The sequence below is a fragment of the Ktedonobacter robiniae genome (assembly GCF_016587375.1).
Taxonomy (GTDB): Bacteria; Chloroflexota; Ktedonobacteria; order Ktedonobacterales; family Ktedonobacteraceae; genus Ktedonobacter; species Ktedonobacter robiniae.
The window spans coordinates 636,987-650,188 of the sequence record NZ_BNJG01000001.1; the positions used below are offsets into that span (position 1 = coordinate 636,987).

At 55.7% G+C, this 13,202-nt stretch carries 8 protein-coding genes; 4 read left to right on the forward strand and 4 right to left on the reverse strand.

All coding sequences use genetic code 11. The features are described 5' to 3' along the window. The first annotated feature begins 32 nt into the window (after positions 1–32). The 3 genes from JMJ04_RS02570 to JMJ04_RS02580 all read left to right on the forward strand — a co-directional run bounded on the left by JMJ04_RS02570 (position 33) and on the right by JMJ04_RS02580 (position 5,046). The gene (locus tag JMJ04_RS02570; protein WP_201368999.1) at positions 33–2,738 is read left to right on the forward strand and encodes a helix-turn-helix transcriptional regulator; all 2,706 of its coding nucleotides are present in this window, start codon (positions 33–35) and stop codon (positions 2,736–2,738) included. 184 nt (positions 2,739–2,922) lie between these two features. Continuing rightward, positions 2,923–3,447 carry a PQQ-binding-like beta-propeller repeat protein gene (locus JMJ04_RS02575; protein ID WP_201369000.1) on the forward strand — a complete coding sequence of 175 codons (525 nt, stop codon included), beginning with the start codon at positions 2,923–2,925 and terminating at the stop codon, positions 3,445–3,447. Positions 3,448–3,513: 66 nt separating this feature from the next. After that, complete coding sequence (locus JMJ04_RS02580; protein WP_201369001.1) at positions 3,514–5,046, forward strand: zinc ribbon domain-containing protein; 1,533 nt, start codon at positions 3,514–3,516, stop codon at positions 5,044–5,046. 894 nt (positions 5,047–5,940) lie between these two features. On the opposite strand, the gene JMJ04_RS02585 is transcribed toward JMJ04_RS02580, so the two are convergent. Further along, entirely contained in the window at positions 5,941–6,327 is a 387-nt protein-coding gene (locus JMJ04_RS02585) for a nuclear transport factor 2 family protein (RefSeq protein ID WP_236037895.1), read from the reverse strand. Positions 6,328–6,639: 312 nt separating this feature from the next. Here JMJ04_RS02585 and JMJ04_RS02590 point away from each other — a divergent pair, with 312 nt between their 5' ends. Next, complete coding sequence (locus JMJ04_RS02590; RefSeq protein ID WP_201369003.1) at positions 6,640–7,971, forward strand: MFS transporter; 1,332 nt, start codon at positions 6,640–6,642, stop codon at positions 7,969–7,971. A gap of 92 nt (positions 7,972–8,063) precedes the next feature. On the opposite strand, the gene JMJ04_RS02595 is transcribed toward JMJ04_RS02590, so the two are convergent. The 3 genes from JMJ04_RS02595 to fxsT all read right to left on the reverse strand — a co-directional run bounded on the left by JMJ04_RS02595 (position 8,064) and on the right by fxsT (position 13,084). Continuing rightward, positions 8,064–10,328, reverse strand: coding sequence for a tetratricopeptide repeat protein (locus JMJ04_RS02595; RefSeq protein WP_201369004.1), 2,265 nt, complete (start codon positions 10,326–10,328; stop codon positions 8,064–8,066). Between the two features lie 19 nt (positions 10,329–10,347). Continuing rightward, entirely contained in the window at positions 10,348–10,752 is a 405-nt protein-coding gene (locus tag JMJ04_RS02600) for a hypothetical protein (RefSeq protein WP_201369005.1), read from the reverse strand. 76 nt (positions 10,753–10,828) lie between these two features. Further along, complete coding sequence (gene fxsT / locus JMJ04_RS02605) at positions 10,829–13,084, reverse strand: FxSxx-COOH system tetratricopeptide repeat protein (protein WP_201369006.1); 2,256 nt, start codon at positions 13,082–13,084, stop codon at positions 10,829–10,831. Positions 13,085–13,202: the final 118 nt, after the last annotated feature.

Below are 13,202 nucleotides of genomic sequence, written 5' to 3' on the forward strand. Positions count from 1 at the left end.
ATTACCCATGTTTTTTGTGGAGGATTTTTTTCATGGATGAAATACGATCAGCCCCTTTTGGAGAAGTCTTGCAAACGCTGCGCAAGAAGAAGAAAATCGCGCAGCAGGTTCTAGCTGAGAAGCTGGGTGCGCATCGCAATACGATTAGCGCCTGGGAGCGCGGCAAGCGCCTTCCCGACACCAAGGGTATGGTAGCAGAGCTTGCCACCCAGCTCCACCTCGATGACCAGCAGACACGCCTTCTCCTGGAGGCGAGCTTAACAGCGGTCTCGCCCTACTGGTATGTCCCCTATCAACGCAACTACTATTTCACCGGGCGCGAGGCGCTGCTGGAGCAGCTTCATACCTCTTTCTCCTCCGGCCAGGCACTGGCACTCACGCAATCTTATACTTTAAGCGGGCTAGGCGGCATCGGCAAGACGCAGGTCGCGCTTGAATACGCCTATCGCTATCATCAGCACTATGCAGCCACCTTCTGGCTAGCCGCCGAGAGCAGCGAGACGCTCACGTCAAGCTTTCTCTCAATCGCTCAGACTCTGCGCCTACCCGAACGGCACGAGCAGGACCAGCACAAAATCATTGCCAGCGTGCTCCAATGGCTCAACAGCCATAAGGATTGGCTCCTCATCTTTGATAACGTCGAAGATATTGGCGTCCTCAAGCCATTCCTCCCCACGACGCGGCAGGGATCATTCCTGTTTAGCACGCGTCTGCATACCCTTGGGCATCTTGCCCAGACCCTTGAGCTTTCGCGCCTGCCTCGTGATGAGGGCATCGCTTTCCTCCTGCATCGTACGCACATACTACCCACGAACGCCCCCATGACCCAGGCTGCCGCTAGCGACGTGGAGCTTGCCGCGACCATTGTTGACCTGGTGGATGGTCTGCCCCTGGCGCTCGACCAGGCGGGCGCATATATCGAAGCTACCCAATGCGGCATGGAGGATTTCCTCCACCTCTTTCAGGCCTATCCCATGCAGCTCCTCGACGAACGCGACGCCCATGCCCAGCATCCCCACTCAGTCACCACGACGTTTCGCCTCGCCTTTGAGCAAGTGCAACGTAATAAAAATTCTGCCGCCATTGAGATCCTTACCCTGTGCGCCTTTCTCGCGCCCGATGACATACCAGAGGCCCTCTTTCTGGAGGGACAACGCTGGCTTGAGCCTCCCCTGGCAGCAGCTATCGAGCAACCGCTCCAATTTCAAGCGACCCTGAGGGACCTGCTCGCCTACTCCCTCATCCGTCGCAATAGCCAGAAGAAAACGCTCAGCATCCACCGCCTGGCCCAGGAGGTGCTCAAGGCACATGTAGGCGAGGAGGAACGGAAACACTGGGTGGAACGCGCCATCAGGATCGTCCAGCAGAGCTTTCCAGCGTCAGCAATTGAGTTTGCCAACTGGGAGCAGTGCGAACGCCTCCTACCACACGCGCTGGCAGCCGCCCAACAGATGCAACAGTGTTTTTCACTAGAGAACGACACTCAGCGTTTTCAGCCAGTAGCCTCTCTCTACACCAGCATCGCGGAATATTTCATCGAGCATGATCGCTATATCGAGGCCGAGCCCTTGCTTCAACAGGCCCGGTATATCTGGGAAAGCACCCTGGGGCCTGAGCACGTAGATATGACACTCGCGCTCAATAGCCTGGCAGACCTCTATCGCCACCAGGCGAAGTTTCAGGAGGCAGAGGCGCTCTATCGACGTTGTTTGCAGATACGCGAAGAGGCACTTGCTCCCAATCATCCCCTGATAGCGCGTACACTGCACGGGCTGGGCCGACTATATGGACAGATGGGAAAATATCAGCAATCTGAACCCCTTCTCCTACGCGCTTTGCGTATGCAAGAAGAACAGCCCACATCCCCAGCATTATCCCTCGCCAATCTTCTGAGCAACCTGGGCGAGCTCTATCGCGAGCAAGGAAGGTACGAGGAAGCCGAGCCATATTACCGCGAGTCCTTATACGTGATTGAACAAACATATGGGACACATCACCCCAGCCTTAGACATCCCTTGAACAATCTCGCCATCCTCTTCGCGGAGCAAGGAAAGTACAGCGAGGCCGAACCTCTCTTTCTCCGTACGCTTCATGTCGTAGAAGAGGCATTCGGTACAGATCATCTCCAGGTTGCTTACTCACTTATTAACCTGGGTGCATTGCAAGGAATACAGGGGCGCTATGCCGAAACAGCGACATCACTGCGACGCGCGCTTCGCATCCGAGAACAGGCTCACGGCCCGGACCATCCCGAGGTTGCCATGGTTCTTAATAACCTCGCGGAGGCCCACCGTTTGCAAAAGCACTATGCTGAGGCGGAACAACTCTTCCTGCGCACACTGGCTATTCGTGAATGTACGCTTGATGCAGAGCATCCACTCACCGCACATCCCATAAACGGCCAGGCAGATATCTATGCAGTACAGGAAAAGTACGCGCAGGCCGAAGAATGCTACCAGCGCGCACTTCGGATTCGTGAGCTGAAGCTAGCGGACAAGCATCCAGACCTGGCGGAAACCTGCCTGGGACTGGCAAATCTCTACGCACGCCAACAGAGGTACCAGGAGGCGGAGACCCTCTACCGGCGCACTCTGCGCATACGCGAAGAGGTCTTCGGCGAGACTCACCCGCTCACCGAGGAGGCCCGCTCAGCCTATGCCTCGCTTATCAAGCGACAAGCAGAAGAGACCTCCATCAAGCAAGACAGCAAGACAGATAGAACCTATAAACAACTCTAAATTGCTTATTTGTATGTGCCATAGCGGTCGCGAATGCGACCGCTATGGCACATACAAATAAGCAATCCAAAAATGCACTGCGAAACGGTGCATTTTTTTATTTACACTTATATTGCATACGGTATTCTACCAGCACATACATACTTAAAGGTCTTTTACTATGATTGGAGTGAGAATGCAGCACATGCATCGGAAGCAACATGTATTCCTGGCGCTCTTTGCCTTCTTCGTCAGTATTTCGCTTGTCGCCTGCGGAGGCTCAAGCACGGCCTCATCGGCGCCCGCAAAGGCTCAGGTAACGCCAAAACCCACCAGAATCATAGACCGTGATAACGGCTATCTCTACTATACAACGCCGCAGGGCATCTACCAGATCCATACCGATACTGGCCATCCGGGCTGGAAGACGCCCCAGGTTGTGGCCTATAGCTTGCAGAATGGCCATTCGCTCTGGACAAGCAACGCGCCCGCGCCCGGCAGCGGCATCAATACCACCGGGAACAGTGCCGCGAAGGTGACTGTCATCCAGCCAGGGGCGGAGAGCGACACCAATACGTACGCCGTCCTGGGCGACGGCACCGTCTATGCCTTTGATCCACAGGGGAAGTTGGTGTGGAACAAGCAGCTCTACGCCATCAATATCATCTCATATGCACGGCCTCATATCCCCCTAACGAAATATATGCCAGCGACTTATATGCGCTCGTGAGCGATAAATAAGAAGCTATCTCTCTTTCATAATGGGGCAACATTTGTATATTCAGAAGGAGTACTTATGTCCAGGTGTATATATTGTGGGGCAGAAAATCCCGAGGACGCCCGTTTCTGTGGTATTTGTGGCCGAAGCGGTCAGGACGAGCAGAACATCACGGCGACCGAGCGGTATGAGCCAGCGGAAGGCGAGCAGACGCTTATCTTGCCAGAGGGTCTAGCAAGCAAGGCACAGATCAAGAGCGAAGGGAGGCAAGAAGAGCCGCCGCTAGAAGAAGGCATCCCACCCATCGGCATAGGGGGGAGCGGGCAGGGCAGTACTCAGGTGCCTGGCGCACCTGGCACGCCGCAGGCTCCCCAGATGACCAGCGCACCCGGCACGCCTTCCACGCCTCAGCCCGCTGCCAACGCCGCCGCGAAGTTCTCGGCCAACACCCACACCTCACAGGGCGCATCTACAGCCTCTCAACACGCCCAGAGCGTATCTCACGAGGGCACAGCTCCCAACACCCAGGCTCAGCATACGGGAGCGACCCACGCCCAGGCCGGGCAAACCGCCGCGCAGCATACAATGGTCCATACCGCCATTAAAGGAGGGACTAGCGCAGCGACCAAAGTGATTGTGATCATCGTTGCCGCCATCGTCGTAGCCACTGGAAGCGTCGGGGCCTTCGCCTTCGCGCGCCAGAACCAGCACCCACAGGAGACCAGCAAGCACGCCTCGTCGACAACTACTCAGCATAATACTGGCGTTAGCTCACAGGTAGGACCAAACACCTTTATCATCACAGGCGCGCTCAACGGCACCTTAGCCAATGTCCAATATACTTCCTGCGAGTATGCTTCACATATGGATGGCACTGGTTACTATTTGCGAGTCGTGGGCACCCTCAATAACCAACCGTATAGCCTCTTCCTCGAGGTAATCAACGCCTCCAGGCCCGGCACCTACACCTACCCGACTGCAACATCCAGCCAACCCAAACCCCTTTTGGACTTCGAGAATGATCCAGGCACGCAAACCTGGATCACGGATGGAAGTACTGGTCACGGGAACATTGTCATCAATAATGACGGCCTCTCTGGAACGCTTGCAGCCGTGGATATTCCCGGGAACAAAGGCGAAAGCGGCAAAAAGATCTCTATCACCGGGAACTGGCATTGCCAGGGTTCATTTAAAGCGACGCCAGCCCTCACACCGACGACCCCGCCGGTCACCGCCAATATCTTTACCGTCAGCGGCGCGGTCAACGGTACGCTGACAATTACTAACTATCTGACCTGTGGTATGACGCCCAACGGGAGCGCCGTGGCCATGCTAGCAACTGGCACGCTTAACGGCGAGACCTATCACCTGAACTTCCTCTACCCCCACTATCATGGGCCAGGTACCTATACCGACCCGTCATCGCCGGGAAACGTCACGCTGAATTTTAATAACAGCTCGCAGACCTGGTCCACCAACGGGAGCGATGCCCAGGGCAGCGCCACGGTCAATCGCGACAACAATTCGGGCACGCTCAATGCCCTGACCGTGCCCGGTGTGAATGGCGCAGCAGGCTCCCATATCACCATCACTGGCGCCTGGAGCTGTTAGTGAACACAATCAGCATGCACTCCAGCCAGATTTGCAGCGGAGATTACAATGTAAAGAGAACTCTTGAAAAGAAAAATACTAATCCAGGAAACCTCCTAAAAACAATCTGGTAGTACACCAAGAAACACTTGTTAACCACGTCTTGACACGGAAAGGCTTGTTCGGGCCGTTTATGAGGACCCAACAAGCCTTTCTTTTTTTGCAGAAATTATGGAGGTGCCAGGCGGACGAATTAGTAAATGCCCTACGAAGCAAGCAGGTTTGGTCCTCAAATGTGGAACATTGTCCTTAATCTTGAGCACTGGGACAAAATTCCTGGAAAAAACAGCCAGAGCCATGCGAAGACACGATGGGGAACAGGCCAGAATCGCCCGTCAGCAAGAGCTTCCCGTTCGTGCTCATATTCAGGACGAAGCACGGGCAGCATGCCGTCGCAGGAGCACGGAAATTCGAGCAAGTGACCAAGCCCGCCAATGGGATCGCCAACGAAGAGACATTCATCCGAAACGCCCCAACTGCATGAAAAAGAGAAAGAACAGGAACACACAAACACATCCTCCAACTGCACGTTTTCTGGAAAACTGGTTCCCATCGATCTCAAACAATTTACTGACAGTGGCATCAATCTGGTGGAATGTCCTGACTGTGGAAGAATGCGTTCGCTCTCCCCTGTCAAGGGCGTTCTCCGGTTCAAACCGCACACCCCACGCAAGCAGCAGACGCCTCTGACAGAGAAACGTTGGTCAACCACAAGAAAAACAGGCTGGATGTGGTTGACAGGTAACGAACGAGAAAGGGAATGAACGATGCGGAAAGTTATTCCACCATCTTTGGGGAACGGATCTTTCATCTGCGTGGTCTTGAAGCAGAAAGTCCTGTTAGCCCCTATTTGCGCTAGTGTGAAAGAACGCAGAATTCATCCCGTTCTTCTATGATTTTCTTGCTCTCATCGAGCAAGTAGAGACTAGCTCTCGCTAGGGTCACCATCGTCCCACCTGGACCCAGACCGATCCTCAGAGTTTCCAGAACGAGTGCGTTCCTTTCATCACCAATTGCTGAGATCACCTGAACGCTTCCGGGTTCGATGAATTGCACAGTTTTTATCAAGCGTTCCATGTAATTGTCGATACCTGAAGCTTCTCCGCCAGGTAGCATGGACTGCGTAGACGTTGCCACAACGTGTACATTTGGGGCGACGAGCTCTCTTGTCTTCTCCCAATCCTGATGACTCCAAGCGTTGATATGGGCGCGTGCTATGGTAACGGCTGTCGATTCTTGCATGTTCATCATTTTTCCTCCAAATGAATTCTTTTTTTGAACAAATGCATTCTAAAAGGTACTAAAGCAGCATTCTCACAGAGGAAGGAAAAGCGGAAATGTGTAAATCGTTTTGCTTCACGGGCCGAAATCGGTCCAAGGGCGTCCTAATCTGGTCCTCGCGGATCACTGCCGCTCGAGATGGCCACTTTACTTGACCTAATCAGACACCTCCTAAAAATGACCCTTGTCAGTCCTCAACATGGCTGAGTATAATAGCCAACACAGTCTATTTATCGTTATCTCTCTAAAGCACATTTAAGGGGATATCTAAACATGGAGATATCTGAACAGTCTGGCAGTGATGCCACGTCGCCGATGTTGGCGACCGAGCCGCGTCCCGTCTCGCTCCTGGAGCAGATCAACATCAATGTCTTCTGGCTCGCGAACCAGTTCCATTGGAACGCCATTATCTCCGTTATCATTCCCAGCATGGTCGCCAAGCTGCTCGATCCGGCGCAGAAGGATATCAATCTGACGCTGGTCGTGGCGTGGGGAACACTGGCCGCCGTGGTCGTTAACCCGCTGGTAGGGGCCATCTCGGACTACGCGACCTTCCGCATGGGACGCCGCCGCCCCTTTATGCTCATTGGCACTATTTTCAATATCCTGGCCCTGGTCGCCTTCGCCTTCGCGCCCTATCTGAATCCCGGTCTGCTACTCCCCGCCTTCGCCATACTCTTCCTACTGCTCCAGGCCAGCAATAACTTCGCCAACTCGCCCTGGAGCGCCATCATCGCCGACAAGGTCCCGGTCAAACAGCGCGGCCTGACGGCGGGTATCAACGGCCTCTGCCTCCTGCTGGGGACCGCCATCGGCTCCGTCGTCGCGGGCCTGATCATCAATAAGCGCGACACCCTGGATGTCTATAAGAATGAGATCGTCTGGATCTTTCTGCTCATTGCCGTGGTGCAGATCATCGTGGTGGCCTACACCATCCTGACCGTCAAGGAGACGCCGCCACCACTGGAGGCGCGGCAGCAGTTCAGCTTTGGTCCCTTCATGCGCAAGTTCTTCTTCAAGCCCTCACAGTATCCCGATCTCTCCTGGGTCCTGCTGGCACGCCTGCTCGTGCAGATGGGCATTTGGACCATCTTCTACTTCCTGCAATACTATGCCGACGACGTCCTGCATGTCTCGGGCGAGCAGTTTATCGGCGGGCAGTTCCTCCCCGTCCTGCTTATCGCCTCGCTGCCAACCTCCCTGTTGGCGGGCTGGGCCTCCGACCGCTGGGGACGCAAGGGCCTGGTCTACCTCTCGGGCGCGATGATGACGCTGGTCTGCATCCTCTTCATCTTCTTCCAATCCACCAACATCTCCCTGATCGCCGCCCTCTTCTTCGGCATCGGCTATGGTGCCTACTCCAGCGTCGACTGGGCGCTGGTCGCCGACGCCCTGCCACCCACCGACGAGGCGGGCAAGTTCCTCGGTATCTGGTCCGCCATGGGCATCCTGCCACAGGTTGTGGGCATCGCCATCGGCGGCATACTGCTCCAACTCCTACACAACACCCCCAACCACCTTGGCTATACGACACTCTTCGCCGTCACCGTCATCTACTTCGCCCTCGGTACCGCCGTCATCTACCAGGTCAAAGGCGTGAAATAAACGAAACAAAGACCAGAAGTAGCCGCGTACGCAAGTAGCGGGCCCCGCTACTTGCGTACGCGGCTACTTCTGTGGCATGCATGATATGAGGGCTACCGCTTGCGGTTCTCGCGCTGGCGGACCTTCTTTTTCTGCTTGCCACGCAGCTTCTCGCGGGGCAATGCTTGTTCAGATGTTGCATTCTGCCGCATAGCAAGGAGTAGCGCGACATAGCTTGCTCGCGCTGTTCGTGTATGAGGATGCTCAGTCCCTAACTCACGCTCCCAGATCGTCAAAGCTCGCTCATACAAGGGCTCTGCGTTCTCGTACTTTCCCTGATCCTGGTAAAGTAGCGCTAGATGATATAGAATTTCTGCTGTATCTGGATGCTCCGCTCCTAACTCCTTTTCTCGGATCGCTAAAGCCTGCTGCAACAGCGACTCCGCTTCCTCATACCTTCCTTGGCCTTTGTAGAGCACGCCCAGGTTGTTCAGGGTACACGCTGTATCTGGATGCTCCGCTCCTAACTCCTTTTCTCGGATCGCTAACGCCTGCTGCAACAACGACTCCGCTTCTACATACTTTCCTTGGTCCTTATAGAGCCCCCCTAGGTCATTCAGGCCCACCGCCGTGTAATGGTCGTTGTTTCCTAACGTCTTTTCCCAGATCGCTAACGCTCGCTTATACGATGCCTCCGCTTCCTCATACCTTCCCTGGTCCTTGTAAAGGTTCGCAAGATTGTGCAAGCTCACGGCTATTTCTGGATGCTCTACTCCTAACTCCTTTTCATAAATTGCCAACACCTGCTTATACAACGGCTCTGCTTCTCTATACTTTCCCTGCCTCATATAAAGAACTGCAATGTTGTTCAAGAGTACTGCCGTATTAGGATTCTTTGCTCCCAACTTCTTCTCGGTGATTGCCAGCGCTCGCTTATACAACGGCTCTGCTTCCTTATACCGTCCTCGTTCTTTTAAGTACATACCTGCGTTATTGAGCACAATCGCGACTTCTAGTGTTTCGATTTTCCCTTGCTTCAACCAGTCAGTACACACCAGTATATGTGGCAGCCAGCGCTCATAGAGCGTCCAGTATGGAAAATATGGTCGTGGCAGAAAGACATACACGCCTTGAATAATGCGCTTCATCCAGTGTTTGTCCTGGCTGACAGGTGAGACACGGTGGCGCAGGAGGCGCGAGGAAAGGGATACTTCTCCCCCAGGCCCCTCACGCAGTATGATCTGCACCAGGCGGTGCATCGATAACAGAGAATGTGCCTGGTCGCGCTTCACAAAGGAGTAGCGCATCAGCACACCAATGGCCTCGTTGAAGCGCACTGGCTGCGAGACCAGCGAAGCAAGTGGGGGCCCCAGGCGAGAACCAATCTTGAGCAACAACTCTTCAGGAATGTCGTCCGGAGCAAGAAAGGCACAGAAACGCAGCAACTCGGCGGCAGCAGGATTTAGCTGCTCAACCTGCTCAAATGACAGCGACCAGGTTGTCGCTACCGACTCGGGGTAATCAACAGAGAGGCCACGGCGCTTGAGCAGTTCACTGCGTCGCTGCTGATATATTTGCCAATAAGCACTTAGCGTCGTTTGCACTTCTTCGATATACGCGCCAGCCTGGTCGAGGGCTAAAGGCAGGCCGCCAAGCGCCCTTGTGATTTGCAGGGCTAGCTCTCGCTCATGCTCAGGCGCTTGTTCCAGCGGAGCATCAGGCGCGAGGAGCTGGGCGCGGCGCAGGAGGAAGAGGGCGCCTTGCTCGTCAGGGAAGCTCTCGACAGGCAGGCAGTGGGCCAGGCGACCCAGGGTGGAGGCGCGCGTAGTGTAGAGGCAGTGGCCCTGGGGCGATGCGGGGATGTAGGGTGAGAGAACCTTGGGCTCGTCGGCATTGTCGAGGATAAGCAGCCAGCCGCCATTATTTTGTAGCCAGTGCTTGAGAGCCTGGACGCTGATGTGCTGGTCCTGGGCGTCCTTCTGGGGCAGGTTGAGCAGGTGGGCGAGGGCAACGTAGGAGGAGATGAGGCTCTCCTCGCTCTCGGCACGCGCCCAGAGGATGTAGCGGTATTCCTGACGGTAGCGGTAGGCATACTCGACCGCCAGTTGCGTCTTGCCCACGCCGCCCAGCCCGCTGATGGCCTGCGAGAGCGCGATGTCCTGGCCTGCGTGCAGTTGCTCATGCAGGCAAGCCAGCAGGTCCTCGCGGCCTGTAAAGTAGGAGTTGCGCTGGTAGGGCACATTCCAGGCGCGCTCCGGTGGCGTGGACTTACTATCAGATGGGTAGAAGTTTTGGGTAATGTTGTGATTGCGCCCACCAAAGATCGAGCCTTGCATCAGGCCGTCGTTCTCTATGTTATATGTGCTGCCATCATCCATGTGGCTAGTCGTGCCTTCCCTATTTCCTGGGCAGTTCTCCGAAGCTCATGTCGATTTTGTGGCCCGTGCCGCCAATAATCTGGCCCTGGACGGTGCCGCTATTCTGGATGTTGTAATTATTGGTGCCAACCTGTTGTTGCTGGACCAGCGTCATGAGGTACTGGGCGGCTTCGAGGATCTCGTCGTCGTTCTCGACCTGGGCGGTGCGCAGGGCCTTCTGGAGGGGTTTGGCGTAGGTTTCGGGATCTTCCTCGTGCTCCTTGAGCGTCTCCTGCACTTTAGGCTTGTCGCCATAGCGGCGCACGATAAGGGCTTTGAGGCCCTGGTAGACGTCTTTGAGCGCCTGGCCTGCCAGGGGTTGTGCGCTTGCCACTGCGCCCGCCGTGAGCGCGGCCTCCACGGTCGAGATCGGGTCCATAGTCATATGCTCCTTTTCTTCTGCTTTTGCATCTACTAACATTTATATAAACGCACCAATACACCAAAAGTTCGACCCGTGTTTAGCGTTTGCGGCGCTGGTGAGGCTTCTTTTTCTTGGGGGCAGAGCCATTGCGGGGGGCATAGGCAAACCTGGCACCAGACATCATGTGGCGCAGGGCACTGTAGTTTATGCGGGCTAGCCTCAACTGTAGGTGCTCTGGAGAGAATGAGCGTTCACAGATCGGCAAGGCCTGGTCATAGATGGCTTTGGCTTCGGCGTATCGGCCCACATCCTGGTAGAACTTCGCCAGGCCGAGCTGGCTGATGGCCGTTGAGGGGTGCTGGGAGCCTAGGCTCCCCTCTTTGATGCTAATGGATTGCAATAGCACGTCCATAGCCTCTTTACGCCTGCCTTGAGCATAGTAGAGGGATGCCAGGTTATTCAAGCTTGCGGCCGTATCGGGATGCCACTCGCCATACGCCTGCTGGAGAATCTCCAGCGCGCGCTTCAGCAATGGCTCCGCCTCTTCGTGCCTCCCCTGATTATGATAGAACATTCCCAGGTTGTTCAGGCTCCCTGCCGTATCAGGATGCCAGGCACCTAGCTTGCGCTCACGTGCGTCCAGGACCTGCTCATACAAGGCCTCCACCAGATCAAACTGCCCCACGCTATGGTAAAGGATAGCCAGGTTATTCAAGCCCGCCAGTGTTGAGGGGTCCTCACTCCCGGCTTTGCGCTGCAGGATCGCCAGGCCTTGCTTGAGCAGTGGTTCGGCTTCGGCGTACTTTCCCTGCTCCTGATAGATCGAACCTAGTTCATTCAGGCTTATCCCCGTTAGGCGATGCCCTTCTCCTAGCTCTTGCTCTCGAATCGTCAATGCCCGCCGCGCGGCTGAAGCTGCCTCTGTGTAACGCCCTCTCTCTCGCAGATAGTAGCATAGCTTCTGGAGGAGAGAGGCGCTCTCCTCCAATGCTATCCGCTCCTGCTCCGGCCAGTCAACGCACACCAGTATGTGAGGCAGCCATAGTTCATAGGTCGCCCAATATTCGAAGTCTGATTGAGGCAGGACAGCACGGGCTGCTTGCAGCACGCGCTTCTTCTGGCTGGCACGAGAGCTACGACGGCGTAGGAGGCGCGAGGAGAATGACTCCTCTCCCGTCCGCGCTTCTTCCTCTCCAAGTCCCTCACGCAAGACAATCTGTACCAGGCGATGCATCGATAACAGAAAATGTTCCTGGTCACGCTTCACAAAGGAGTAGCGCATAAGCACGCCAATGGCCTCGTTAAAGCGCTGCGGACGAGAGACAATGGAAGCAAGCGGACGCCCAAGCTCTGTGCCTATCGCAAGCAACAGGTCCTCGGGAATGGCGTCGGGCGCGAGAAGGGCACAGAGCCTCAGCAACTCGGCGGCGTCCTGGTTCTGCTGCTCGACGCGTTCAAAAGACTGCGACCAGGTCGTCGCCACCGACTCAGGATAATCTGTCGAGAAGCCCCGGCGCTTCAACAGCTCGGCGTGCCGCTGCTGGTACATCTGCCAGTAAACGCCAAACGTCGTCTGCGTTTCCTCAATATACGCTCCTGCCTGGTCCAGCACCAGGGGGAGACCGCCAAACTCGCGGGTCATCTGGAGGGCTAATTCTCTTTCCTGGTCAGGCGCTTGTTCCAGAGAGGAGTCAACGGCGAGGAGCTGAGCGCGGCGAAGGAGGAAGAGGGCGCCCTGCTCAGGAGTGAAGCTCTCGACATCCAGGCTGCGAGCCAGGCAACCGAGGGTGGAGGCGCGGGTGGTATAGAGACAGTATCCCCTGGGGGAAGTAGGGACATACGCAGGGAGAAAGCCGGGTTCATCGGCGTTATCGAAGATGAGCAGCCAGCCGCCACTATTGCGCAGCCAGCGCTTGACGGCTTCAAGGGCCTGGCTCTGGTCTCGCTCATCCTTCTGCGGCAAGTTCAACTCATGGGCGAGGGTAATATAGGAAGCAACGAGGCTCTCCTCGCTCTCGGCGCGCACCCAGAGGATATAGCTGTACTCCTCTCGGTAGCAATAGGCATACTCCACGGCCAATTGCGTCTTGCCCACGCCACCCAGCCCACTGATGGCCTGCGAGAGCGCCATACCTCGCTTGGCATGTAGCTGCTCATGGAGACTGCTCAGCAGGTCTTCGCGGCCCGTAAAGTAGGGGTTGCGCTGGTAGGGCACATTCCAGACCCGCTCAGGTGACGAGGAGGAGCCTGCCGCCGCATAATAGTGCTGGGTAATGTGATGGTTCTGCCCGTTAAGAATCTGTCCTTGTATTTGGCCATTATTATGCGCCTTGCCCATACTACTATCTTCCATATATCTCTCGCTTGCCCTACCATATTGATGCTTCTCAAACCTCATGCATTATAATCGATCCAAACCAGGAATTCAAGTTACGTTGTTGGGTGGGGGCGCAACATCTTTGCGATTAGCC

Coding starts and splice junctions, on each gene's coding strand:
- JMJ04_RS02575 (WP_201369000.1), top strand. CDS start 2,923: ATGCATCGGAAGCAACATGTATTCCTGGCGCTCTTTGCCTTCTTCGTC.
- JMJ04_RS02595 (WP_201369004.1), bottom strand. CDS start 10,328: ATGGATGATGGCAGCACATATAACATAGAGAACGACGGCCTGATGCAA.
- JMJ04_RS02580 (WP_201369001.1), top strand. CDS start 3,514: ATGTCCAGGTGTATATATTGTGGGGCAGAAAATCCCGAGGACGCCCGT.
- JMJ04_RS02600 (WP_201369005.1), bottom strand. CDS start 10,752: ATGACTATGGACCCGATCTCGACCGTGGAGGCCGCGCTCACGGCGGGC.
- JMJ04_RS02585 (WP_236037895.1), bottom strand. CDS start 6,327: ATGCAAGAATCGACAGCCGTTACCATAGCACGCGCCCATATCAACGCT.
- JMJ04_RS02590 (WP_201369003.1), top strand. CDS start 6,640: ATGGAGATATCTGAACAGTCTGGCAGTGATGCCACGTCGCCGATGTTG.
- fxsT (WP_201369006.1), bottom strand. CDS start 13,084: ATGGAAGATAGTAGTATGGGCAAGGCGCATAATAATGGCCAAATACAA.
- JMJ04_RS02570 (WP_201368999.1), top strand. CDS start 33: ATGGATGAAATACGATCAGCCCCTTTTGGAGAAGTCTTGCAAACGCTG.